This is a genomic window from Phenylobacterium terrae (assembly GCF_042681205.1).
GTDB classification, from domain to species: domain Bacteria; phylum Pseudomonadota; class Alphaproteobacteria; order Caulobacterales; family Caulobacteraceae; genus Phenylobacterium; species Phenylobacterium terrae.
This window is the reverse complement of the sequence record NZ_JBHUEY010000006.1, coordinates 488,075-510,244: the sequence shown is the minus strand read 5'-3', so window position 1 is coordinate 510,244 and position 22,170 is coordinate 488,075. Positions and strand designations below refer to the sequence as shown.

Sequence of the window (22,170 nt, the reverse complement as noted above, 5' to 3'; positions counted from 1 at the left end):
GCGGGTGAAACTGAAGCTCCAGCAAGTTAGAGCCTCCCCGGCTTTTCCGATCAAGGAGCGCGGCGTGATCCGACGGCTTTGCGCGATGGCGGCCCTCGCCGTGTCGCTCGTCGCTTGCGGCGGGCGGGACGAGCCGGCCGAGCCGTCCCCGCCGCCGCCGCCCGTGGCGCCCGCCCCGCCGTCGACCTATCAGCCGGCGGAGAGCCCGACGCTGGCCGCGATCCGCCGGCGCGGCTGGCTGAGCTGCGGCGTCCATCCGGAGCTGGCCGGCTTCTCGGTGCGGGACGTCAAAGGCGTCTGGCGGGGCTTCGACGTGGACGTCTGCCGGGCGGTGGCCGCGGCGACCCTGGGCGACGCCAATGCGGTGCGCTTCCGCCCGCTATCCGCAGCGGAGCGATTCGCCGTGCTGAAAAACGGCGACATCGACATCCTCTCCCGCAACACCTCCTGGACCTTCTCTCGGGACGTGGGCCTGGGGATCGACTTTCCGGTCGTCACCTACTTTGACGGGCAGGGATTCATGGTCCGGCGGGCGCTGAACCTGACCAGCGTGCACGAGCTGTCGGGCGCGCGGATCTGCGTGCAGGCCGGCACCGACGCCGAGCAGAACCTGGCCGACTACATGCGCGCCCGGGCGATCGACTACCGCGCCGTGGTCGTGGAGAGCGAGGCGGAGGCCCGGACCTCGTACCAGAGCGAGGCGTGCGATGCGATGAGCGCCGACCTCTCGGCCCTGGCGGCCGCGCGGACGGTGATGAACAGCCCCACGGCCCACGTCATCCTGCCGGACGTCATCTCCAAGGAGCCGCTCGGGCCCGTGGTGCGGCAGGACGATCCGGCGTGGGCCGACATCGTCCGCTGGACGGTGTTCGCGCTGATCCTGGCCGAGGAGCTGGAGCTGCGTTCGACCGACGTGGCCGAGGCCAAGGGACTGGCGACGGTCCCGGAGGCGCGAAGGCTGCTGGGCGTCGAGCGCGAGCTCGGGCCGCTGCTGGGCCTGAGGCAGGACTGGGCCTTCCAGGCCATCCGTCAGGTCGGCGCCTACGACGAGCTGTTCCGCCGCAACCTGGGGGAGGGCTCGGCGCTGCGGCTGGCGCGCGGCCTGAACGCCCGCTGGAACGCCGATCCGCCGGGCCTGCTCTACGCCCCGCCGATGCGGTGAGCCCAGGGCGCGCCGCTCAGCTCCAGCACCATGGCGCAGCGTTCGGCCGGGTTCAGCCCCTTGGAGGCCTCCAGGCTGAGCACCTCGGCCAGCCGCACGCTGAGCTCCTCTCCGGCGGTCTCGACGAAGCCGAGGGAGGCGTAGAACGGCGCGTTCCAGGGAATGTCGCGGAACGTCGTCAGGGTGAGCCGGGCCAGGCCCCGGGCTTGCGCCCACTCCATGGCGTGGGCCATCAGCCGGCGTCCGAGCCCGCGGCCCTGGAAGTCGTGGCGCACGTCCAGCTCCCAGACGTGCAGCTCGTCCTTGAACACCTCGGCGGCGAGGAAGCCGACCGGCTCGCCCGAGCCGTCGTCGGCCACCCAGACGGTGCCGGCCGCCTGACGCGGCGCCCAGACCTCGCCCGGGGTGACGTTGGTCAGCACGTCCATCGGCTGGCCCGCGCCCTCGAACAGGGCTGCGGCCGAGCGCTCGATCTCCGGCAGCTTGGGAAGCTCGTCGGCGCGGGCCGCGCGGATGAAGGGCGCCGTCATCGACCGGTCGCCACCGGGGCGTCCTCGCGCGCGCCCCACTCGGCCCACGAGCCGTCGTAGATCGCCGCCTCGGCGCCGAGCTGCGCCAGGGCCAGGGCGAGGACCGCGGCGGTGACGCCGGAGCCGCAGCTGGCGATGACCGGACGAGCGGGGTCCAGGGCGGCGGCCTCGAAGGCGGCTCGCAGCTCGGCGGGCGACTTCATCGTCCCGTCCTCGCGCACCACATCTGACCAGGGCAGGTTCCGGGCGCCCGGCATGTGGCCGGCGCGCAGGCCCGGGCGGGGCTCCGGCGCCTCGCCGCGGAACCGGGCGGCGGGGCGGGCGTCGACCACCTGGGTCGCGCCGTCCTCCAGCGCCTGGCGCACGGCCGCGAAGTCGCGGACCGCCCCGGGATCGAAGCGGGGCGTGACGGATACGGGCGCGGGCGCGACCTCCCCCGACTCCACCGGCCGGCCTTCCGCGAGCCACTTCTTGAGCCCGCCGTCGAGCACGGCGGGGCGCGGATAGCCCATCACCTTCAGCGTCCACCACACCCGCGGGGCCGAGAAGACGCCCTGGGCGTCGTAGACGACGATGTCGGCCTCGCGGGAAAGGCCCAGCCGGGCGGCCGCTTCGGCGAAGGCTTCGGCGCTCGGCAGCATGTGGGGCAGGCCGCTCGACCTGTCGGCGATCTCGTCGATATCGAAGAACACCGCGCCTGGGATGTGGGCCGCCAGATAGGCCTCGCGCCCGGTGCGCGCCTCCGTCGGGAGGAACCAGCTGGCGTCGACGATGCGCAGGTCGGCATCGCCCAGCCGGGCGGCGAGCGCCTCGGTGCTGACCAGCGGGCCGGTCATCAGAGCCAGCGGGGCAGGGGCAGGGACTTCTCGCGAAGGAACTGCGGGTTGTAGATCTTGCTCTGGTAGCGGGCGCCGTGGTCGCAGAGCACGGTCACGATGGTGTGGCCGGGGCCCATGTCCTTGGCCATGCGGATCGCGCCGGCGACGTTGATGCCCGTCGAGCCGCCCATGACGAGGCCCTCGTTCTCGACCATGTCGTAGATGGCCAGCATCATCTCCTCGTCGTTGATCCGGTAGGCCTTGTCGATCTTCAGGCCCTCGAGGTTGGCGGTGATGCGGCCCTGGCCGATGCCCTCGCTGATCGAGCTGCCCTCGGCCTTCAGCTCCCCGCCGGTGTAGTAGCTGTAGAGCGCCGCGCCGTAGGGGTCGGCCAGGCCGATGGCCACGTCCGGCTTGCGGGCGCGCAGCGCTTCGGCGACGCCGGCCAGCGTGCCGCCCGATCCGACGGCGCAGATGAAGCCGTCGACCTTGCCCTCGGTCTGTTCCCAGATCTCCGGGCCCGTGGTGGCGACGTGCGCCTCCCGGTTGGCGACGTTGTCGAACTGGTTGGCCCAGACGGCGCCGTTCGGCTCCTTAGCCGCCAGCTCTTCGGCGAGCCGGCCGGAGTAGCGGACGTAGTTGTTAGGGTTGGAATAGGGGACGGCGTCCACCTCGATCAGCTCGGCGCCGTAGAGCCGGACCGCGTCCTTCTTCTCCTGGCTCTGGGTGTTGGGCATGACGATGGTGCATTTGTAGCCCAGGGCCTTGGCGACCATGGCCAGGCCGATGCCGGTGTTGCCCGCCGTGCCCTCGACGATGCGGCCGCCGGGCTTGAGCAGACCCTTCTGCTCGGCGTCGCGCACGATGTAGAGGGCGGCGCGGTCCTTCACGGACTGGCCGGGGTTCATGAACTCGGCCTTGCCGAGGATCTCGCATCCGGTGGCGGCGCTGGCATGGCGCAGGCGGATGAGCGGGGTGTTCCCGATGGCGTCGAGCACGCTGGCGGCGATGGTCATGGCCGCTACTTAATCAGCGCCGCCGTTTCCGGGTAGGGGGCGATCAGGCCTTCGCGAGCGCCAGTTGCACGACGTTGGTCCGCCCGGTGCGGAATCCCGCCTCGCAATAGCTCAGATAGAAGCGCCACAGCCGGCGGAACCGCTCGTCGAAGCCCAGCGGCCGGATCTCGTCCCAGGCCCCGTCGAACCGGCGCCGCCACTCGGCGAGCGTGTCGGCGTAGTGCTGGCCGAAGCGGGCGACGCCGTCCCAGGCCAGGCCCGCCGCCCGCGTCTCGCGCTCCAGCCGCGCCTCGGAGGGCAGCATGCCGCCCGGGAAGATGTACTTCTGGATGAAGTCCATCCGCCGCCGGTAGCGGTCGAACAACTCGTCGCGGATGGTGATGATCTGCAGGCCGGCGCGGCCGCCGGGCGAGAGCACCTGGGCGATCTTGCCGAAGTAGGCCGGCCAGTACTTCTCGCCGACCGCCTCGAACATCTCGATGGAGGCCACCCGGTCGAACTGGCCGTCAACGTCGCGGTAGTCGACGAAGCGGATCTCGGCCCGCTCGTTCAGCCCCTGGCGGAACATCCGCTCGCGGGCGAAGTCGTACTGCTCCCTGGAGATGGTGATGCCGGTGACCTTCGCGCCGACCTCGCCGGCGGCGAACTCGGCGAAGCCGCCCCAGCCGCATCCGATCTCCAGCACGTGCTGGCCGCGCTGCAGGCCGATGCTCTCGGCGAGGGTGCGGTACTTGTTGCGCTGGGCCTCGGTGAGCGGCTGGCCGGGCTCGGCGTAGCGGGCCGACGAGTAGGTCATCGTCTCGTCCAGCCAGCGGGAATAGAAGGCGTTGCCCAGGTCGTAGTGGGCGTGGATGTTCTTCTGCGCGCCCTTGCGGGTGTTGGTCCGAAGCGCGTGGTTGACCATGCCCAAGGCCCGGAACACCGGATTGCCCTGCACCAGCCGCAGGATCCCCTCGGCGTTGCGGCTGAAGATCTCCAGCAGGGCGGCGATGTCGGGCGTGTCCCACTCCCCGGCCATGTAGCCCTCGGCGAAGCCGATGTCCCCGGCCGTCAGCACCCGGCTCATGAACCGGAAATCGCGCACCACCAGCCGCGCGTCGGGTCCGGGCTTGGCGCCCTCCATCCTCAGTTCGCGGCCGGACGGCAGCTCGAACGTCAGGGTTCCGGCGATCCAGTTGGTGGCCAACAGGCGCACGGCCGTGCGGAACGCCGCCGGGGCTTCTCTCAACTCCGGCAATCTGTTGAGGGCGCCGCTTCGTGCGGTGAGCGAGATCGGGGCGCCATCATGGACAAGAGTCATGGTCGCATCCTTCGGTCCATCTTCACCATAACACCGGTTGCCGGGAGCGGCGAATCACGGGCGGTGCACGAAGGAGGGGGAAGGCGCGCCGCGGCGTCCCATCCGCTTGTGGACAGGGCTCGCCTGCGCCACTTAAGCGGCGGCCCGCCAACGAGGGACTATCGCCGTGACCCAGCCGAACGCCGTCATCGAGATCAAAGCGCCCAGCGGCTCCGCCGTGCGCGTCGGCAACACCGAGCGGTTGTCGCTGATCGCTGGCCCCTGCCAGATGGAGAGCCGCGCCCACGCCCTGGAGACCGCCCAGGCCCTCAAGGAAACCGCCGACCGCCTGGGGATCGGGCTGATCTACAAGACCTCCTTCGACAAGGCGAACCGCACCTCGGCCAATGCGGCCCGAGGCATGGGCCTGGAAGCGGCGCTGCCGGTGTTCGCGGAAATTCGCGAATCCGTGGGGCTGCCGACCCTCACCGACGTCCACGAGGCGGCCCAGTGCGCCGAGGTGGCCCAGGCGGTGGATGTGCTGCAGATCCCGGCCTTCCTCTGCCGCCAGACGGACCTGCTGATCGCCGCCGCGCGCACCGGCCGGACGATCAACGTGAAGAAGGGCCAGTTTCTTGCGCCCTGGGACATGAAGAACGTGATCGCCAAGATCACCAGCGCCGGCAATCCGAACGCCATGGCGACCGAGCGGGGCGTCAGTTTCGGCTACAACACCCTGATCTCCGACATGCGCTCCTTGCCGATCATGAGCCAGATCGGCTGCCCGGTCGTGTTCGACGCCACCCACTCGGTGCAGCAGCCGGGCGGACAGGGGACCAGCAGCGGCGGCCAGCGCGAGTTCGTGCCTGTGCTGGCGCGGGCCGCCGTGGCCGTGGGCGTCGCGGCGGTGTTCATGGAAACCCACCCCGATCCGGACGCAGCGCCGTCCGACGGACCGAACATGGTGCCGCTGAAGGACTTCGAGCCGCTGGTCCGCGAGCTCCTGGATTACGACGCGCTCGCCAAGCGCAGGGCGGCGGCTTGACCCGCCACGCCCCAGGACGCAGAGGCTAGCCATGGATCTTACGGCCCTCCAGCAGCTGCTCGCGGCCCTGCCGTCGGGCCGGGTCGCCTGCGTCGGCGACCTGATGGTCGACCGGTTCGTCTACGGCGAAGTCAGCCGGGTCTCGCCCGAGGCGCCCATCCCGGTGCTGGCGCGCACGCGCGAGCTGGTGATGCTCGGCGCGGCCGGCAACGTGGCCCGCAACGTCTCGGCCCTCGGCGGCTCGGTGATGCTGATCGGCCTGATCGGCGGCGATTCCGAGGGCCACGAGGCGCTGCGGCTGGTGGGGCAGGAGCGGGGGATCGAGGGCTTCCTGGTCACCGACGCCTCGCGCCCGACGACGCTGAAGACCCGCTTCGTGTCCGGCAACCAGCAGCTGCTGCGCGTGGACCTGGAGGAGAGCCGCGTCGCCGACGGCGAGTGCGAGCAGCGCCTGGTGCGCACCATCCGCGACGTGGCCGACGGCGTGGGCGTGATCCTCGTCTCCGACTACGGCAAGGGCGTCGTGACTCCGGCGGTGATCGCCGCCTGCCGCGAGGCGGCCAGCGCCGGCGCCCGCGTGATCGTCGACTCCAAGGCCCGCAGCTTCGCCCGTTACGGGGCGGTGGACATCATCAAGCCCAACGCCGCCGAGCTCGCCTACGCCACCGACATGCCGACCTCGACCGACGAGGAGGTCGAGGCGGCGCTGGCCCGCGCGCTGGAGCTGTGCGAGGCGCGGTCGGTGTTGGTCACCCGGGCCGCGAAGGGCATGTCGCTGGCCGTCCGGGGCGAGCCGGTTCGCCACTTCCACGGCACGCCGAAGGCGGTGTTCGACGCCTCGGGGGCCGGCGACACCACCATCGCGGCGCTCGGCCTGGCGCTGGCCGCCGGCGCCTCGATCGAAGCGGCCATCGAGATCGGCCTGCTGGCGTCCGGCGTCGCGGTCGGCAAGGTCGGCACCGCGACCGTCACACCGGACGAGCTGATGGAAGCCGCGCTCTCGGCCCACCTGGCGCCCGCCGAGGCCAAGATCGCCACGCCCCAGCGGATGGTGGACGAGGTCGCCCGCTGGCGCGCCAAGGGGCTGAGGGTCGGCTTCACCAACGGCTGCTTCGACGTGCTCCACAGGGGTCACGTGGCCTACCTGAACCAGGCCCGCGGCTGGTGCGATCGGCTGATCGTCGGCCTCAACTCCGATCGCTCGGTGCGGGCGCTGAAGGGGGAGGGGCGGCCGGTCAACGATCTGGAGTCCCGCGCCCTGGTCCTGGCCGGCCTGGGCTCGGTGGACCTGGTCGTGCCGTTCAACGAGGACACGCCCATCAAGCTGATCGAGGCTGCGCGCCCCGACGTGCTGGTGAAAGGCTCCGACTACACCGAGAGCGAAGTGGTGGGGGCCAGGGAGGTCCGCTCCTGGGGCGGCGACGTGCGCCTCGCCGCCATCGTCGAGGGCTTCTCCACCACCGCCGCCATCGCGCGCATGACCGGGACCAACCGATGACCCGCCGCATCGCCTTCGTGACCGGCGGAGCCGGCTTCATCGGCTCCAACATCGTGGCCAGGCTGGCCGAGGACCGCAGCCTCGACGTGGTCGTCTGCGACCGCCTGCACGAAGCCGAGCTCGGCAAGTGGCGCAACATCGCCAAGCATCCTATCGGCGACTTCGTGGCCCCGGAGGCCATGTTCGAATGGCTGGAGAAGCGCTGGCGCGACGTGGAGGTGGTGATCCACATGGCCGCCATCTCGTCCACGACCGAGCCGGACGCGGACAAGATCGTCCACTCCAACTTCACCCTCTCGCGCGATCTGTTCCGCTGGTGCGCCGATCACCAGCGGCGGCTGATCTACGCCTCGTCCGCGGCCACCTACGGGGCGGGCGAAGGCGGCTTTTCCGACGACAATGACTTCGAGGCCCTGGCGGCCCTGCGGCCGCTGAACACCTACGGCTGGTCCAAGGCCCTGTTCGACCTGTTCGCCGTGCGCCAGGCGCTGCGCGACTACGCCCCGCCGCAGTGGGTGGGGCTGAAGTTCTTCAACGTCTACGGGCCCAACGAAGAGCACAAGCACTCGATGAAGTCGGTCGCCTCGCAGATCTGGCCGAAGGTGCGCGAGGGCCATGCGGTGCAGCTCTTCAAGTCCTACCGGCCGGACGTGCCGGACGGAGCCCAGAAGCGCGACTTCATCTATGTGCGCGACGTCGCCGACGTGGTCGAGTGGCTGGTCCAGAACCCGCAGGTGAACGGCATCTACAACCTGGGCAGCGGCCAGGCGCGCACCTTCGAGGATATGGCCCGGGCGGTGTTCGCGGCCGCCGGCAAGAACGCCCAGATCGAATACACCCCCATGCCGCCGGCGATCCGCGACAAGTACCAGTACTTCACCGAGGCGCGGATGGACCGGCTGCGCGAGGCCGGCTACGCCGCGCCGTTCACGCCGCTCGAGGAAGGCATCGGCGACTATGTCGAAACCTTCCTGAGCCAGCCCGACCCTCACCGCTAGTGGCCCAACGCGGCGCCCGCCTTCCACGCTGGGCGATCGCCACCCTGGCCGGGCTGGCCCTGCTGATCGGCGCGGCGGGGATCGTCTACCGGGAGGACATCCTGCGCACCGGCCTGGACCCCCGGGTGCCGTTCCAGACCTACACGCCGCCGCCGGCCCCGGACTACGCAGAGCCGCGGGCCTGGGCGCTGGCGCCCGGGCGCGCCGCCCGGCCCGACGATCCGCCGGCCGACATCTTCTTCCTCGCGCCGACCACCTACGACGGCGGCGAGCACTGGAACGCCCCCATCGGCGAGCCGAAATCCGAGCGGCTGTTCCGGCGGGTGATGGCGCCCAATTATGTGGGGCCGTTCGTGCGGGTGGGCCGGGTGTTCGCGCCGAGGTACCGCCAGGCGAGCCTCTACTCCCTGCTGACCCTGCGCGAGGACGCCCGCGAGGCGAGGCGCTTCGCCTACGAGGACGTCGCCCGCGCCTTCCGCCACTACGTGGCCAACGAGAACGGCGGCCGGCCGTTCGTCATCGTCGGGGTGGAGCAGGGCGGCACGCTGGCCGCGCGTCTCCTGGCCGAAGAGATCATGCCGAACCCCATGCTGCGCCAGCGCATGGCCGCGGCCTACCTGATTGAGACGGTCGTGCCGGCCGCGGCGCCGCCGGCCCCGCCGTGCCTGAAGCCGCGGCAAACCGGCTGCGTGGCGGCCTGGGCGTCGGCCTTCGCGGACGAGCCGGAGCGGGCGCAGGCGATCCTCGACCGCTCTCTCGTCTGGCGGGGCGGCCACCTCGACAACCTCCACGGCGCAGCGCCGCTCTGCTTCAATCCGCTGCTGGGCGCGGTGACGAACGCCGAGGCCGCGCCCCGCCTCAACCTCGGCGCGGCCAACGCCACAGACCTGGAGTGGGGCGCCCGTCCGGCCTTCCTGACCCGCCAGGTGGGCGCGCGGTGCGAGAAGGGGGTGCTGCGCATCACCCGGCCGAAGTCGCCGTCCCTGAAGCCCACCGGGTCCTGGGCCGATCGCCGAAAAGCGCCGGGATACAACCTGTTCTACGCCAATCTTGAGGCCGACGCGAAGGCGCGGGTCGAGGCGCTGGCGGCCCAGCTCTCCGGCGGCGTCAGCCCGCGTCTTTGAGCGGCGAGGCCGGGCGCCAGTCGAACAGCTCCTGCAGGACGCGCAGCGCCTTTCCGCGTTCGCTGGTCAGCTGCGGATCCCGCGCGACGATCAGCCGGGCGTCGTCGCCGGCCGCGGCGATCAGGTCCCGGTGGGCGAACGGGTCGGCGAACCGATAGTCGGGAAAGCCGCTCTGGCGCAGGCCAAGGGCGTCACCGCCGCCGCGCAGCTCCAGGTCCGTCTCGGCGATCAGGAAGCCGTCGTCGGTGCGGCGCAGTATGTCGAGCCGCTTCTGGGCCGTCTCGGAGAGCGGCGGATCGTACAGCAGGACGCAGGCGCTCTCCCGCCGGCCCCGGCCGACGCGGCCGCGCAGCTGGTGGAGCTGGGCCAGGCCGAAGCGTTCGGCCTGCTCGATCACCATGATGGTGGCGTTGGGAACGTTGACCCCGACCTCGACCACCGTGGTGGCGACCAGCACCGAAAGCTTGCCGTCGGCGAAGTCGGCCATCACCGCGTCCTTCTCGGCCGGCGGCATCTTGCCGTGCACCAGCCCGACGGAGGGGCCGATGCGGGCGCGGAGCTCCGTGGCGCGGACTTCGGCGGCCTTCAGGTCCACCAGCTCCGATTCCGAGACCAGCGGGCAGATCCAGAAGGCCTGGGCGCCGCCCTTCACCGCCGCCTCCAGCCGCGCCTCGATCTCGTGCACCCGGGTCATCGGCGAGGCGCGGGTGGCGACCGGGGTTCGGCCCGGGGGTTTCTCGTCGATGCGGGAGACGTCCAGGTCGCCGTAGACGGTGAGCTCCAGGGTGCGCGGGATGGGGGTTGCGGACATCGCCAGCAGGTGGACCGCCTCGCCCTTGGCCTGCAGCCGCTGGCGCTCGGCGACGCCGAACCGGTGCTGCTCGTCGATCACCGCCATCATCAGCCGCTGGAAGACGACCTCGTCCTGAAAGAGGGCGTGGGTGCCGACCGCCACCTTCGCCCCACCGCTCGCCAGGGCCGCCAGCTTCTCGGCGCGCGGCGCGCCGCGGTCGCGGCCGGTGAGCAGCACGACCTCGACGCCGTGGGCCCTGAGCGGTTCGGCGAGGGTCTCGAAGTGCTGGCGAGCGAGGATTTCGGTGGGCGCCATCAGCGCGGTCTGGCCGCCGGCCGCGGCGATGTCCGCCATCGCCAGCATGGCGACCACCGTCTTGCCCGAGCCCACATCGCCCTGCAGCAGCCGGCTCATCCGCTCTCCGGCGGCGAGGTCGGCGCGGATCTCGACGAGGGAGCGCTGCTGCGCGCCGGTCAGGGCGAAGGGCAGGTCGGCCTCGATGCGCGGGGCGATGTCGCCGGCCGCGATCTTCGACGCCGGGTGCGACCTGCGGGCCGCCTTGCGCTGGGCCATGGCCAGCTGGTGGGCCAGCAGCTCGTCGTAGGCGAGCCGGCGCTGATGGCGGGCCTGCGGCAGGAGGTCGGCCTCGCTCTGCGGCGTGTGCAGGCGGGCCAGCGCCGCCTGCCAGCTCGGGAAGTTCTCTTGCCGTAGCCAGGCGGGGTCCTGCCACTCGGGCAGGGCAGGGGCCCGGCTCGCCGCCTCGAGCGCCAGGCGGCGCACGGTGCGGGGCGGCAGGCCGGCGGTGGCGGGGTAGACCGGCTCCAGCTCGGGGATGGTGTCGGCCTTGTCCGGCTCGACGATGTAGTCCGGATGGCTGATCTGCAGCTCGTCGCGGAAGCGTTCGACCTTGCCGCTGACGATGCGGCGCGCGCCCTTCGGATGCCGCAGCTCGAGACTCGCCCCGAAGCTGCCGAAGAACACCAGGGAAATGAACCCCGTGGTGTCGAAGCAGCGGACCCGCCACGGCTGGTTGGGCCCCCGCGGCTTGGCGTAGGACTCGATGGTCAGCTCGAAGGTCTGCACCTCGCCTTCGACGGCGTCGGCGACCGTCGTCGGCGTGCGGCGGATCAGGGAGTGGGGCTTCAGGAAGGCCACGTCGCGCACGATCGGGCCGGCCAGCTTCTCCACGAGCGGCGCGACGCGCGGCCCGACCCCCTTCAGCGAGGTCGCGGGCGCGAACAGGGGGAACAGAATCTCCGGCCGCATGGGTGGATGATAGCGGCTGGCGCTCGACCCGTGCGCACCCTATATGGGCCGCTCTTCAAGGCTCATATGGACGAGATCAGGCTCAAACGGCTGCGTTTCCGGGCGTGGCGACGCGGCTTCAAGGAAGCGGACCTCATTCTGGGGCCGTTCGCGGACAAGCACGGCCAGGATCTCACCCCCGAGCAGCTCGACGCCTTCGAGACGCTGCTCGAACAGCCGGACCAGGACCTCTACGAGTGGATCATCGAGCGCCGCCCCACGCCGGCGGAGTTCGACAACGACGTGATGCGCATGCTCAAGCAGTTCCGCTTCGAGGCTTTCGAGGCGCGGGGAGGCGGCGATGGCGGCTGACGACGCCCGCACCCTGACGCGCGCGGCGGTCCGGCGGATCGCCGACGATCCGGGCCGCCTGGACCTGGTCGGCGCGCCCGAGGGCTTCGACGCCCTGGTCATGGCCGACATCGTCCGCGCCCGCGGCGGCCTGTCGGTGTTCGTCGCCCGCGATACGGCGCGGATGAGCGCCTTCGCCGACGCCCTGGCCTTCTTCGCGCCGGGTCTGGAGGTGCTGCGCTTCCCCTCCTGGGACTGCCTGCCCTACGACCGCATCGGCCCCTCGCCGGGCATCGCCGCCCAGCGGATGACCACGCTGGCGCGGCTGGCCGACGGGATCGATGCCAAGAAGCCCGCGCTGCTGGTCGTGGCGGTCCCGGCGCTGCTGCAGCGCGTGCCGCCCAGGGAGGCGGTGAAGCAGGCCACCTTCTCCACGGTCGTGGGCCGCGTGGTCGAGGTGGCGGACCTCGAACGCTACTTCGCCGTCAACGGCTACGTGCGGGCCTCGACCGTCTCCGAGCGTGGCGAGTTCGCCATCCGCGGGGGCGTGATCGACGTCTTTCCGCCGAACGCGGAGGAGCCGGTGCGGCTCGACCTGTTCGGCGACACCCTGGAATCCATCCGCGCCTTCGATCCCGAGACCCAGCGCTCCACCAAGCAGCTGAAGTCGGTGGACTTGCTGCCGGTGTCCGAGGCGCTGGTCGACGCCAAGGCCATCTCGAGGTTCCGGTCGGGCTACCTGGAGGCGTTCGGCGCGGCGGGCGACGATCCGCTCTACGCCACCGTCAGCGAGGGCGGCCGGCGGGCCGGCATGGAGCACTGGCTGCCGCTGTTCTACGAGCGGATGGAGACGCTGCTCGACTACCTGCCGAAGGAGTCGCTGATCGGCCTCGACCACCTCTCCCGCGAGGCGCGGGACGAGCGGCTGGCGATGATCCGCGACGCCTACGACGCCCGCGCCCAGGCCGACCGCAAGGCCCACTACCATCCGCTGCCGCCCGAGCGGCTCTACCTCACAGAAGAGGAGTGGAATCAGGCCCTGGCCGGCCATCCGACCCGCCGCTTCTCCGCCTTCCACGAGGCTGAGGGGGAGGTGGTCGTCGATCTCGGCGCGCGGCAGGGCCGCACTTTCGCGGCCGAGCGCAAGCAGGACAGCGTCAACCTGTTCGAGGCCACCGCCGACCATGCCCGCAACCTGGCCGGCGCCGGCAAGCGGGTGCTGTTCGCCTCCTGGTCGGAGGGCTCGTCCGAGCGGCTGGCGGGCATGCTCACCGACCACGGCCTGGGCCGCGTGCCCTTCGCCGCCTACTGGGACCAGGCCAAGGCGGCCGATCCCAAGGTTCCGCAGCGGGTGGTGCTGCCGCTGGAGGCTGGCTTCGAGACCGACGACCTGGCGGTCATCTCCGAGACCGACATCCTGGGCGACCGGCTGGCCCGGCCGCGCAAGCGCCGGCGGGCCTCCAACTTTCTGGCCGAGGCCTCGGCGCTCACCGCCGGGGACCTGGTGGTCCACATCGACCACGGCATCGGCCGCTACGACGGCCTGAAGACGCTCGAGGTCCAGGGCGCGCCGCACGACTGCCTGGAGCTGCAGTACGGCGGGGAAGCCAAGCTCTACCTGCCGGTCGAGAACATCGACCTGCTGACCCGCTACGGCGCCGATTCCGAAGGCGTCCAGCTCGACAAGCTGGGCGGGGCCGCCTGGCAGGCCCGCAAGGCCAGGGCCAAGGAGCGGCTGCGCGAGATGGCCGAGGGCCTGATCCGCCTGGCCGCCCAGCGCGCCCTCAAGTCGACCGAGGAAGTTGAGCCGCCGCAGGGCGTCTTCGACGAATTCTGCGCCCGCTTCCCCTACGAGGAGACGGACGACCAGCTGGCGGCCATCGGCGACGTGCTGGGCGACCTGGGCTCCGGCAAGCCGATGGACCGGCTGATCTGCGGCGACGTGGGCTTCGGCAAGACCGAGGTCGCCCTCCGCGCCGCCTTCGTGGTGGCGATGAGCGGCCAGCAGGTGGCCGTGGTCTGCCCGACGACCCTGCTGGCCCGCCAGCACTACAAGACCTTCGCCGAGCGGTTCGAGGGCTGGCCGGTGCGCGTGCGCCGCCTCTCGCGCCTGGTGCCGGCCAAGGAGGCGGCCGAGACCCGCGAAGCCCTGAAGAAGGGCGAGGTGGAGATCATCGTCGGCACCCACGCGGTGCTCTCGAAGCAGGTCGGCTTCAAGAACCTGGGCCTCGTCATCGTCGACGAGGAGCAGCACTTCGGGGTCAAGCACAAGGAGAAGCTCAAGGAGCTTCGCGCCGACGTGCACATGCTGACCCTGACCGCGACGCCGATCCCGCGCACCCTGCAGATGTCGCTCTCGGGCATCCGCGAGATGTCGATCATCGCCACCCCGCCGGTCGACCGGCTGGCGGTGCGGACCTACATCACGCCCTGGGACCCGGTCGTGGTCCGCGAGGCCCTGCTGCGCGAGAAGTACCGCGGCGGCCAAGCCTACTACGTCGCCCCGCGCATCGCCGACCTTCCGGAGCTGGAGCGGTTCCTGCGCGAGCAGGTGCCGGAGGTCCGATTCGTGGTCGGCCATGGCCAGATGGCCCCAACCCAGCTCGAGGAGGTGATGAGCGCCTTCTACGACGGCCAGTACGACGTGCTCTTGTCGACGACCATCGTGGAGTCGGGGCTCGACATCCCGACGGCCAACACCCTCATCGTGCACCGGGCGGACATGTTCGGCCTGGCCCAGCTCTATCAGATCCGCGGCCGGGTCGGCCGGGCCAAGACCCGCGCCTACGCCTACCTGACGACGCCGGCCGAGAAGCAGATCACCCTGTCGGCCGAGAAGCGGCTTAAGGTGCTGCAGTCGCTCGACAGCCTGGGCGCCGGCTTCCAGTTGGCCAGCCACGACCTCGACATCCGCGGCGGCGGCAACCTGCTGGGCGAGGAGCAGTCGGGGCACATCCGCGAGATCGGCGTCGAGCTCTATCAGCAGATGCTGGAGGACGCGGTCGCCGAGCTGAAGCTGAGGGCCGGGACCGAGGGCGCCGAGGCGCTGGCCGACCGCGGCTGGTCGCCCCAGATCAACACCGGCGCCGCCGTGCTGATCCCCGAGGACTACGTCCCGGACCTGAACGTGCGCCTGGCGCTCTACCGGCGCCTCTCCGACGCCGAGAAGGCGGACGACCGCGAGGCCCTGGCCGCCGAGCTGATCGACCGCTTCGGCCCGCTGCCGCCCGAAGCCGGACAGCTTCTGAAGGTCGTGGCGATCAAGGGCCTGTGCCGGGAAGCCAATGTCGCCAAGATCGACGTCGGCCCCAAAGGCGCGGTCGTCACCTTCCGCGGCGACGAGTTCAGGAACCCGGCGGGACTGGTTGGATTCGTTCAGAAGAACGCCCACGCCTGGCGGCTGCGCCCTGACCACAAGGTCGTGGTGAAGGGCGAATGGGACACCCCCGCCCAGCGCCTCGATGCGGCCGAGAAGGTGCTGCGGGAACTGGCCAAGCTGGCTGCTTAGCGGCAAAGTCCCCGCACAACTGCGGAGGATGCTTAGGATGCGGCGGCGTGTGGGCCTGGTGCTGGCCTCGATCCTAGTAGCTGTCCCATTTCCAGTCCTGGCGCAGGATGCTCGTCTAGTGGCCGATGCACGCTGCATGGTCGTGTACACTGTGGTGGGGCAGCAGAAAGAACACGAAGCCGTCGGAATGCTTGGAGCCGTTTATTTTTACGGCAAAGTCATTGGTTACGGCGGCCAGCTCCAATTGGAGGAGGAGCTGCTGCGGCAAATTCCCCGGATGGGGCCGGATGAGCTACGGACCGAGTCCGTGCGATGCGGCCAAGAAATGGTCAAACAAGGTGAGGCATTGAGCTTGATCGGCTCGAGGATCAAGAGCCACGCGGGCGAATACTAGCCCACACGCATTTGTCAGCCGACCCGCTGGGCCCTCGCTGCGGCCTCTTCCAGCGCCTTGCCGGCCGTTTCCGGCGCAGACACTTCGGCGACGCCGATGTCGAACTCCACGACGAACGGCGAGCGGCCTTCGCCGGCCTCGAAGGCCGTGCAGCCGATGACGGCGGCGATGCGTTCGCCGGCGGCCCGTCCGGACGACTGGCGGGTGGCGGGCAGAGCCAGCGCGAACACCTCGTGCCCGAGCCGGGCAGCGGTGTCTTCGACGCGCACGAGGCGGCCGATCATCGAGCCGATCTGCGGGATGGCCTTGTCGAGCCACCCGTTGGCGCGGGCCTCGGTGATCTCCGGCCGGTCGGCGACGCGCAACACGCACACCGTCAGCGGCCGGTTGCGCACCCGAGAGGCGTGGGCCAGCCGCACGAGGTGGGCGGCGAACAGGTCGCGGGTGAAGAGGCCGGTGGGCGCATCCATCAGCCCCGAGGTGCGCGCCCGCTCCAGAGCCTTCCGCAGCGCCGTCTGGCGGCGGTAGTTGCGGGCCAGCTCGATGACCCGCCCGGCGGTCTCGGTCTCCGGCGTCTCGGGCGAGGCGACGTCCGAGATGCCCCGGTGATAGGCCTCCGAGGCGGTGATGTAGCTCTCGTGGCGCATGTAGAGCAGCGCCGGGGTGTGGAAGAGGCGGGTGTTGCGCCGCATGCCCGCGGCGATCGACAGCGCCTCGCTGGAGTTGTCGCCGGCCCAGAGCACCACGGCGTCGAACGGCCGCTCGTGCAGGTAGTCGAAGGCGGTGTAGGCCGTGAAGGCGCCGACCACCTCCGCGCCCTTGTGGGTCAGCGCGTTGGAGAGCGCGAGGAACTGCGGGGCGGGCTCGCCGATGGCCAGGATGCGGAACGGGCTGGGCTCGGGATCGGCCGGCTCCAGCGCCCGCCCGCGCTCGGCGAAGGTGTCGGCGCGAAGCTCGAACTCCTCCTCGGCCACGGCGTTGCGGACCAGGCTTTCCAGCCGCAGGACGGCCTGCGCCGGGTGCAACGGCGCGGCGATGGTCAGGTCGAAGCCGTCCGCCTCCAGCGACGGGTCCGGCTCGCCGATGGCCAGCACCGGCAGGCGGCGGGGATGGCAGGCTTCCTTCAGTCGCCGCGGCAGGTCGCGAACCTCGGCCCCGCCGCTGGCCAGGTCGACGATGGCCGCCTCGATCTGCAGGTCGCCGAGCGCCGCGAGCGCGGCGTACGGGCCGCGGGCGGTCACGGTTCGCCAGCCGAGCCGGTCGAGCCCGTCGGCCAGCGGCCCCGCCAGGGCGTCGTCGCGTGCGACGATCAGGACGCGCGCCTGGACGCTAGAGCTCATGCCTGGCCTTCCCCCCACGTCCGCCCGAACGGACGCTGAATCGAACCGGGGCAGACTATACAGGCGACCCCGCCCGCGACAGCGCCATGTCGCCGCGCACTTGCCTGACGGCGGGGCAGGGCGGTTAGCTGGCCTCAAACACCAGGGAGAGTTTCGCGGATGCGCCAGGGACCCTTGAGCGGGCTGAAGATCGTCGAGTTCGCCGGCATCGGCCCGGGGCCGTTCTGCGGCATGCTGCTGTCCGATCTCGGGGCCGACGTGGTGCGGATCGACCGCAAGGGCCCCGGCCGGGCCTCGCCGGCCAACGTCACCGCCCGCGGCCGCCGCTCGGTGGCTCTGGACCTCAAGTCGCCGGCCGCCATCGAGACCTGCCTGAAGCTGATGGAGCGCGCCGATGCGGCCTTCGAGGGCTTCCGTCCCGGCGTCATGGAGCGGCTGGGCCTGGGGCCCGACGTCGCGCTCAAGCGCAATCCCAGGCTGGTTTACGGGCGGATGACCGGCTGGGGCCAGTTCGGTCCGCTGGCGCCGGCCGCCGGCCACGACATGAACTACATCGCGCTGACCGGCGCGCTGCACGCCATCGGGACGGAGGACAAGCCGGTCCCGCCGCTGAACCTGGTGGGCGACTTCGGCGGTGGGGCGCTCTACCTGGCGTTCGGACTGCTGGCGGGGGTGATCCACGCCCGCGAGACCGGCCAGGGCCAGGTGGTCGACTGCGCGATGACCGATGGGGCGGCCTCGCTGATGGCCATGTTCTACGGCTTCAAGGCCCAGGGGATCTGGAGCGGCGAGCGGCGGGCCAACATGCTGGACGGCGGGGCCCACTACTACGACACCTACCGGTGCCGGGACGGCAAATGGGTCTCGATCGGCTCCATCGAGCCGCAGTTCTACGCGCTGCTGCTGGAGAAGACCGGCGTCAACGATCCCGAGTTCTCCAAGCAGATGGACCGGTCGGCCTGGCCGTCGCTGCGCGAGAAGCTGGCCCACGTCATCGCCCAGAAGACCCGCGACGAGTGGTGCGAGCTGATGGAGGGCACCGACGTCTGCTTCGCCCCGGTGCTTGACCTCGACGAGGCCCCGAAGCATCCGCACAACGTGGCGCGCCAGACCTTCGTGGAAGTCGAAGGCGTGGTGCAGCCGGCCCCGGCGCCGCGCTTCTCGGCCACGCCCGGCGCCATCCAGGGCCCGCCGCCGGCCAACGGGGCGCACGATCGGGAGGCCCTGACCGACTGGGGCTTCAGCGAATCCGAGCTGGATGAGTTGAAAGGCGCCGGCGCGCTGGCTTGAGCTCCGCTCAGGAGCAGGTGACAGGTAGCGCCGTGCCGGCGCAACCAGTCACCGGAAGGCTTCGGTGACTGGTTGGGCGCAAGCCCTACCTGTCACCCCTCGCAAACCGTGGTTCCTGAACGGAACGCCACCGCACCTGAATGACCGGTTCAGGTAGGGTTCAGCGCCGGGGTTCTAGGTTGATCACAGGTAGGCCGTCGCGCTCTCCCGTCCCTCGAAGCGGCGGCCTGCTCGATGGAACGACACGCCCATCGGCGGCGCGCAGTCCTGAAAAGGACCGCGCGCCGTTTCCATTTCTGGTCACGGCTTTCGCAGCAGGAAGCTGAGAGCCCCTTCGACCTCCTCCTGGGCCAGCAGCTCGAACCCGGCGCCGGCCGCGAAGTGGGGCACGTCGATCCGCGCCAGGGGATCGTCGGCCAGCAGGCGCACGCGCGCGCCGGCCGGGGCGGCCTCCAGGCTGCGGCGCAGTCGAAGCGTCGGAACCGGGCAGCGGTGCCCCCGGGCGTCGACAAGGATCTCCTGATCGGGCATGCCGGGCTCCTTAAGGCGCCCAGCGCCCAGGCCCAAGGGCCGCTTGCAGCCAAGCTTGATGCTGGCGCGTTCACAGACCCAAGCAGGGGAAACGACAACAGCCGGGGAGACTCCATGTCCGAGACCATCTTCGAGACGCGCGTGCCCGCGCGCCTGGACCGCCTGCCCTGGAGCCGCTTCCACTGGCTGGTGGTCTTCGCGCTGGGCGTGACCTGGATCCTGGACGGTCTCGAGGTGACCCTGGTGGGCTCGCTGTCGCCCGCCATCCGCGGCGAGAGCGGCCTTGCCCTCACCGCCCAGCAGATCGGCATGGCCGGCAGCGCCTACATCGCCGGCGCGGTGCTGGGGGCCGTGGTGTTCGGGCGGCTGACCGACCGCTTCGGCCGGCGCAAGCTCTTCACCATCACGGTGGGCGTCTACCTGGTCGCCACCATCCTCACCGGCTTCTCCTGGGACTTCTATTCCTTCCTGGTGTTCCGCTTCATCACCGGGGCCGGGATTGGCGGCGAGTACGGGGCGGTCAATTCGGCCATCGACGAGCTGATCCCGGCGCGGCGGCGGGGGCAGGTGGCGCTGGCGATCAACGGCAGCTTCTGGGTCGGGGCCGCGCTCGGCGCGCTGAGCTCGGTCGTGGTGCTGGACCCGAACGTGATCGACCCGGCCCTGGGCTGGCGCCTGGCGTTCGTCGTCGGCGGCCTCTTGGCGCTGATCATCATCTGGGTGCGCCGGTTCATCCCGGAGAGCCCACGCTGGCTGATGACCCACGGCCGCCACGAGGTCGCCGAGCAGATCGTCACCGGCATCGAGGAGTCGGTGGCGCGCCGTCACGGGCCGCTGAAGCCCATCGAGGAGCTGCCGGCGATCCGCCTGCACCGCCGCAGCCACACCCCCTGGGGCCAGATCCTCCACACCCTGTTCCGCCGGCACCCGGAGCGCACCTTCCTGGGCGTCGTGCTGATGGCCACCCAGGCGTTTTGCTACAACGCGATATTCTTCACCTACGCCCTTATCCTGACGGACTTTTACGACATCCCGGCCTCCAGCATCGGCTGGTTCATGCTGCCGTTCGCGGCAGGCAACTTCCTGGGTCCGCTGCTGCTGGGGCGGCTGTTCGACACCATTGGCCGGCGCAAGATGATCAGCGCGACCTACGCCCTGGCCGGCCTCCTCCTGTGCCTGACCGGCTGGCTGTTCAGTGAAGGGGTGCTCTCCGCGGTAGCCCAGACCACCGCCTGGACCGTGATCTTCTTCTTCGCCTCGGCGGCGGCCAGCGCCGCCTACCTGACCGTCGGCGAGCTGTTCCCGCTCGAGATCCGGGCCATCACCATCTCGCTGTTCTACGCCTTCGGCACCCTGCTGGGCGGCGTCGCCGGGCCCTGGCTGTTCGGCTTCCTGATCGACACCGGCGAGCGCTCGCAGATCCTGATCGGCTACCTGATCGGCGGCGGGCTGATGCTGCTGGCGGCCGTGGTGGAGCTCTGGCTCGGCGTCGCCGCCGAGGGCCGCTCGCTGGAGGACGTGTCCAGCCCGCTGTCGCAGGTGCTCGAGGACGTCCCCTAGGCGGGCGTAAGGTCGGCGGAAGCCGGCGCCGGCCACGCCGGCGCGTGCGTTCCCAGCGGAACCACGGGCCTAGTCCAGCGTGGCGGCGTGGCCGACATCCGCACGGCCGGGCGCAGGTGCTTCAGGCCGCCGAAGCCGGTCTGGCTCTCGACCCGGAAGCCCTCGATCTCCTCGGGGCTCAGCGGTTGCACCGCCGCGATGCGCTCGGGGCCGGCGACGCCCAGCTTGCGGATCCACACGCCGGTCTGGGAGAGGGACACGCGCACCAGGTAGCTGCCGCCGTAGCGGGCGCGCCGCTCCAGGGCGATCATCCCGCCGAGCGCGGCCAGGAAGCCGGTCGTGTAGTCGGTGACGGCGCCCGGCTGCAGCATCGGGCCCTCCTCGTCCCGGACGATGTGCCGGCCGTGCGCCTCGGCCATGCCGGTGACGGTCTGGGCCAGCTGCTCCCAGCCGGGACGATGGCGCCAGGGGCCCTCGTGGCCGTAGGCGTTGATCGCGATGGTGATGATCCCGGGCCGGATGCGGGCCAGCTCCAGCGGGCTGAAGCCCAGGCGGTCGAGGGCGCCGGCGCGATAGCCCTGGCTGAACACGTCGGCGTCTTTCAGCAGCTCCGTCAGATGTTTGCGGCCGTCTTCGGATTTCAGGTCGAGGAAGGCGGACAGCTTGCCGTGGTTTGTGTCGGTCACGAACCGCGGCGTCGAGGGCAGGTCCGGGCCGGTGATGTAGAGGACGTCGGAGCCGTACTGGGCGAGCGTGCGGGCGCAGGTCGGGCCCGCCAGAACGCGCGTCAGGTCCAGCGTGCGGACGCCCGACAGGGGCCCATCGCCTCGCCCGGGGAGCGGTTCGGGCGGGCTGTCGGCGATCTTGACGACCTCGACCACCGGACGGGCGGCCAGCACGCGGCCCTGCTCGGAGTGATCCCATTCCTCGGCGGTGCGCACCATGGCCCCGCAGACGCCGGCCTCGGCGATGGCGTTCTCCAGGTCCAGCGCGTCCCAGCCCATCACCTTGCGGGCGGCGTCGGCGCGGTCGACGGGCTCTCCGACCAGCCGGTGCAGCTTGGCGGCGCTGTCGGGGAAGCTGGGATGCAGGAAGATCCAGCGCCCGTCCCTGGTCGGAAAGAAGCCGATGGCCGGCGTGCGCCCGCCGCCGCCAGGGCCGGCCGGCATCGGCGGCGCCTTGTCGGGGTCGGCGAACACCAGGTGATGATAGCTGGTGAGGGCCGCGGCGGCCTCTCGGGTGGCGACCGCCACCTCCTGGGCCTGGCCGCCGCGCAGGCGCCAGAGCTCGGCGGCCATCAGGCCGGTGGCGGCCAGCGCCGCCGCGGCCGCCTCCTCGGCGTGGAAGCGGGTCTTCATCGCCACGGGCCCGCCTTCGAGGGTGAGCCAGCGCGGCCGCTCTTTGGCGGCGAGGTCGAGCAGCTGGCGCAGTGCGATCTCGGCGATGTCGGTCACGTCTCCACCCTCGTCTTTTCGTCTTTTCCGGCCACTATGCGCGCGACCTGACGCTCCCGGCCAGACGGAAAGGAGAGGGGGCGCCGGCAAGCGCCCGGGGCGGGCCGCAACGGGTCGTCTGCCCATTTTGGTGCGATACGGCCCTGCCATGGCCCAAATTGCGCTATCACCTGACCACAAGTTTGAAGCTGAGCCTTGAGTCCTGCTGAAGCCGATACGCCCGAGCCCCGCCCG

18 protein-coding genes are annotated in these 22,170 nt (G+C 71.1%); 10 read left to right on the top strand and 8 right to left on the bottom strand.

What is annotated here, in order from left to right:
* Positions 1-64: 64 nt before the first annotated feature.
* Positions 65-1,162, top strand: coding sequence for an amino acid ABC transporter substrate-binding protein (locus tag ACFSC0_RS16870; RefSeq protein ID WP_377282032.1), 1,098 nt, complete (start codon positions 65-67; stop codon positions 1,160-1,162).
* Here the strand turns inward: ACFSC0_RS16870 and ACFSC0_RS16865 are convergent.
* Genes ACFSC0_RS16865 through ACFSC0_RS16850 form a run of 4 tightly spaced genes read right to left on the bottom strand, consistent with a single transcriptional unit; the run spans position 1,141 to position 4,754 of the window.
* Positions 1,141-1,692 carry a GNAT family N-acetyltransferase gene (locus ACFSC0_RS16865; protein ID WP_377282031.1) on the bottom strand — a complete coding sequence of 184 codons (552 nt, stop codon included), beginning with the start codon at positions 1,690-1,692 and terminating at the stop codon, positions 1,141-1,143. The two genes, ACFSC0_RS16870 and ACFSC0_RS16865, sit on opposite strands and share 22 nt — an antisense overlap.
* A complete protein-coding gene (sseA, locus tag ACFSC0_RS16860; RefSeq protein WP_377282030.1) occupies positions 1,689-2,528 on the bottom strand; it encodes a 3-mercaptopyruvate sulfurtransferase in 840 nt (279 codons plus the stop codon). The genes ACFSC0_RS16865 and sseA overlap by 4 nt, the downstream gene beginning before the upstream one ends.
* Positions 2,528-3,526, bottom strand: a complete 999-nt coding sequence (locus tag ACFSC0_RS16855) for a cysteine synthase A (RefSeq protein WP_377282029.1) — start codon at positions 3,524-3,526, stop codon at positions 2,528-2,530. Before ACFSC0_RS16855 ends, sseA begins: the two co-directional genes overlap by 1 nt.
* 43 nt (positions 3,527-3,569) lie before the next feature.
* Positions 3,570-4,754 carry a class I SAM-dependent methyltransferase gene (locus tag ACFSC0_RS16850; protein ID WP_377282028.1) on the bottom strand — a complete coding sequence of 395 codons (1,185 nt, stop codon included), beginning with the start codon at positions 4,752-4,754 and terminating at the stop codon, positions 3,570-3,572.
* Positions 4,755-4,986: 232 nt separating this feature from the next.
* On the opposite strand from ACFSC0_RS16850, the gene kdsA reads away from it, so the two are divergent.
* From kdsA to ACFSC0_RS16830, 4 genes are read left to right on the top strand one after another with little or no spacing between them, the layout of a single operon-like run.
* Positions 4,987-5,850, top strand: coding sequence for a 3-deoxy-8-phosphooctulonate synthase (kdsA, locus tag ACFSC0_RS16845; protein ID WP_377282280.1), 864 nt, complete (start codon positions 4,987-4,989; stop codon positions 5,848-5,850).
* Positions 5,851-5,881: 31 nt separating this feature from the next.
* Positions 5,882-7,348, top strand: a complete 1,467-nt coding sequence (gene rfaE2 / locus ACFSC0_RS16840; RefSeq protein ID WP_377282027.1) for a D-glycero-beta-D-manno-heptose 1-phosphate adenylyltransferase — start codon at positions 5,882-5,884, stop codon at positions 7,346-7,348.
* A complete protein-coding gene (gene rfaD / locus ACFSC0_RS16835; RefSeq protein WP_377282026.1) occupies positions 7,345-8,346 on the top strand; it encodes an ADP-glyceromanno-heptose 6-epimerase in 1,002 nt (333 codons plus the stop codon). Before rfaE2 ends, rfaD begins: the two co-directional genes overlap by 4 nt.
* Positions 8,346-9,470, top strand: a complete 1,125-nt coding sequence (locus ACFSC0_RS16830; protein ID WP_377282025.1) for a DUF3089 domain-containing protein — start codon at positions 8,346-8,348, stop codon at positions 9,468-9,470. Before rfaD ends, ACFSC0_RS16830 begins: the two co-directional genes overlap by 1 nt.
* On the opposite strand, the gene recG is transcribed toward ACFSC0_RS16830, so the two are convergent.
* Entirely contained in the window at positions 9,454-11,529 is a 2,076-nt protein-coding gene (gene recG, locus ACFSC0_RS16825; protein ID WP_377282024.1) for an ATP-dependent DNA helicase RecG, read from the bottom strand. The two genes, ACFSC0_RS16830 and recG, sit on opposite strands and share 17 nt — an antisense overlap.
* Positions 11,530-11,595: 66 nt before the next feature.
* On the opposite strand from recG, the gene ACFSC0_RS16820 reads away from it, so the two are divergent.
* Genes ACFSC0_RS16820 through ACFSC0_RS16810 form a run of 3 tightly spaced genes read left to right on the top strand, consistent with a single transcriptional unit; the run spans position 11,596 to position 15,761 of the window.
* Complete coding sequence (locus ACFSC0_RS16820; protein ID WP_377282023.1) at positions 11,596-11,880, top strand: FAD assembly factor SdhE; 285 nt, start codon at positions 11,596-11,598, stop codon at positions 11,878-11,880.
* Entirely contained in the window at positions 11,870-15,367 is a 3,498-nt protein-coding gene (gene mfd, locus ACFSC0_RS16815) for a transcription-repair coupling factor (RefSeq protein WP_377282022.1), read from the top strand. The genes ACFSC0_RS16820 and mfd overlap by 11 nt, the downstream gene beginning before the upstream one ends.
* A gap of 49 nt (positions 15,368-15,416) precedes the next feature.
* Positions 15,417-15,761: a hypothetical protein gene (locus ACFSC0_RS16810; RefSeq protein ID WP_377282021.1), complete on the top strand. Its 345-nt coding sequence runs from the start codon at positions 15,417-15,419 to the stop codon at positions 15,759-15,761.
* Between the two features lie 14 nt (positions 15,762-15,775).
* On the opposite strand, the gene ACFSC0_RS16805 is transcribed toward ACFSC0_RS16810, so the two are convergent.
* Positions 15,776-17,101 carry a diguanylate cyclase domain-containing protein gene (locus ACFSC0_RS16805; protein ID WP_377282020.1) on the bottom strand — a complete coding sequence of 442 codons (1,326 nt, stop codon included), beginning with the start codon at positions 17,099-17,101 and terminating at the stop codon, positions 15,776-15,778.
* A gap of 159 nt (positions 17,102-17,260) precedes the next feature.
* Here ACFSC0_RS16805 and ACFSC0_RS16800 point away from each other — a divergent pair, with 159 nt between their 5' ends.
* Positions 17,261-18,391 (top strand): CaiB/BaiF CoA transferase family protein, encoded by a 1,131-nt coding sequence (locus ACFSC0_RS16800; RefSeq protein ID WP_377282019.1) that lies wholly within the window; start codon positions 17,261-17,263, stop codon positions 18,389-18,391.
* Between the two features lie 300 nt (positions 18,392-18,691).
* On the opposite strand, the gene ACFSC0_RS16795 is transcribed toward ACFSC0_RS16800, so the two are convergent.
* Positions 18,692-18,922 carry a sulfurtransferase TusA family protein gene (locus tag ACFSC0_RS16795; RefSeq protein WP_377282018.1) on the bottom strand — a complete coding sequence of 77 codons (231 nt, stop codon included), beginning with the start codon at positions 18,920-18,922 and terminating at the stop codon, positions 18,692-18,694.
* A 114-nt stretch (positions 18,923-19,036) separates the two neighbouring features.
* On the opposite strand from ACFSC0_RS16795, the gene ACFSC0_RS16790 reads away from it, so the two are divergent.
* Positions 19,037-20,482, top strand: coding sequence for an MFS transporter (locus ACFSC0_RS16790; RefSeq protein ID WP_377282017.1), 1,446 nt, complete (start codon positions 19,037-19,039; stop codon positions 20,480-20,482).
* Here the strand turns inward: ACFSC0_RS16790 and ACFSC0_RS16785 are convergent.
* Positions 20,479-21,936 (bottom strand): CoA transferase, encoded by a 1,458-nt coding sequence (locus tag ACFSC0_RS16785; protein ID WP_377282016.1) that lies wholly within the window; start codon positions 21,934-21,936, stop codon positions 20,479-20,481. The genes ACFSC0_RS16790 and ACFSC0_RS16785 overlap by 4 nt on opposite strands.
* Between the last annotated feature and the right edge of the window lie 234 nt (positions 21,937-22,170).

Coding starts and splice junctions, on each gene's coding strand:
- ACFSC0_RS16865 (WP_377282031.1), bottom strand. CDS start 1,692: ATGACGGCGCCCTTCATCCGCGCGGCCCGCGCCGACGAGCTTCCCAAG.
- sseA (WP_377282030.1), bottom strand. CDS start 2,528: ATGACCGGCCCGCTGGTCAGCACCGAGGCGCTCGCCGCCCGGCTGGGC.
- ACFSC0_RS16855 (WP_377282029.1), bottom strand. CDS start 3,526: ATGACCATCGCCGCCAGCGTGCTCGACGCCATCGGGAACACCCCGCTC.
- rfaE2 (WP_377282027.1), top strand. CDS start 5,882: ATGGATCTTACGGCCCTCCAGCAGCTGCTCGCGGCCCTGCCGTCGGGC.
- rfaD (WP_377282026.1), top strand. CDS start 7,345: ATGACCCGCCGCATCGCCTTCGTGACCGGCGGAGCCGGCTTCATCGGC.
- recG (WP_377282024.1), bottom strand. CDS start 11,529: ATGCGGCCGGAGATTCTGTTCCCCCTGTTCGCGCCCGCGACCTCGCTG.
- ACFSC0_RS16820 (WP_377282023.1), top strand. CDS start 11,596: ATGGACGAGATCAGGCTCAAACGGCTGCGTTTCCGGGCGTGGCGACGC.
- mfd (WP_377282022.1), top strand. CDS start 11,870: ATGGCGGCTGACGACGCCCGCACCCTGACGCGCGCGGCGGTCCGGCGG.
- ACFSC0_RS16805 (WP_377282020.1), bottom strand. CDS start 17,101: ATGAGCTCTAGCGTCCAGGCGCGCGTCCTGATCGTCGCACGCGACGAC.
- ACFSC0_RS16800 (WP_377282019.1), top strand. CDS start 17,261: ATGCGCCAGGGACCCTTGAGCGGGCTGAAGATCGTCGAGTTCGCCGGC.
- ACFSC0_RS16795 (WP_377282018.1), bottom strand. CDS start 18,922: ATGCCCGATCAGGAGATCCTTGTCGACGCCCGGGGGCACCGCTGCCCG.
- ACFSC0_RS16790 (WP_377282017.1), top strand. CDS start 19,037: ATGTCCGAGACCATCTTCGAGACGCGCGTGCCCGCGCGCCTGGACCGC.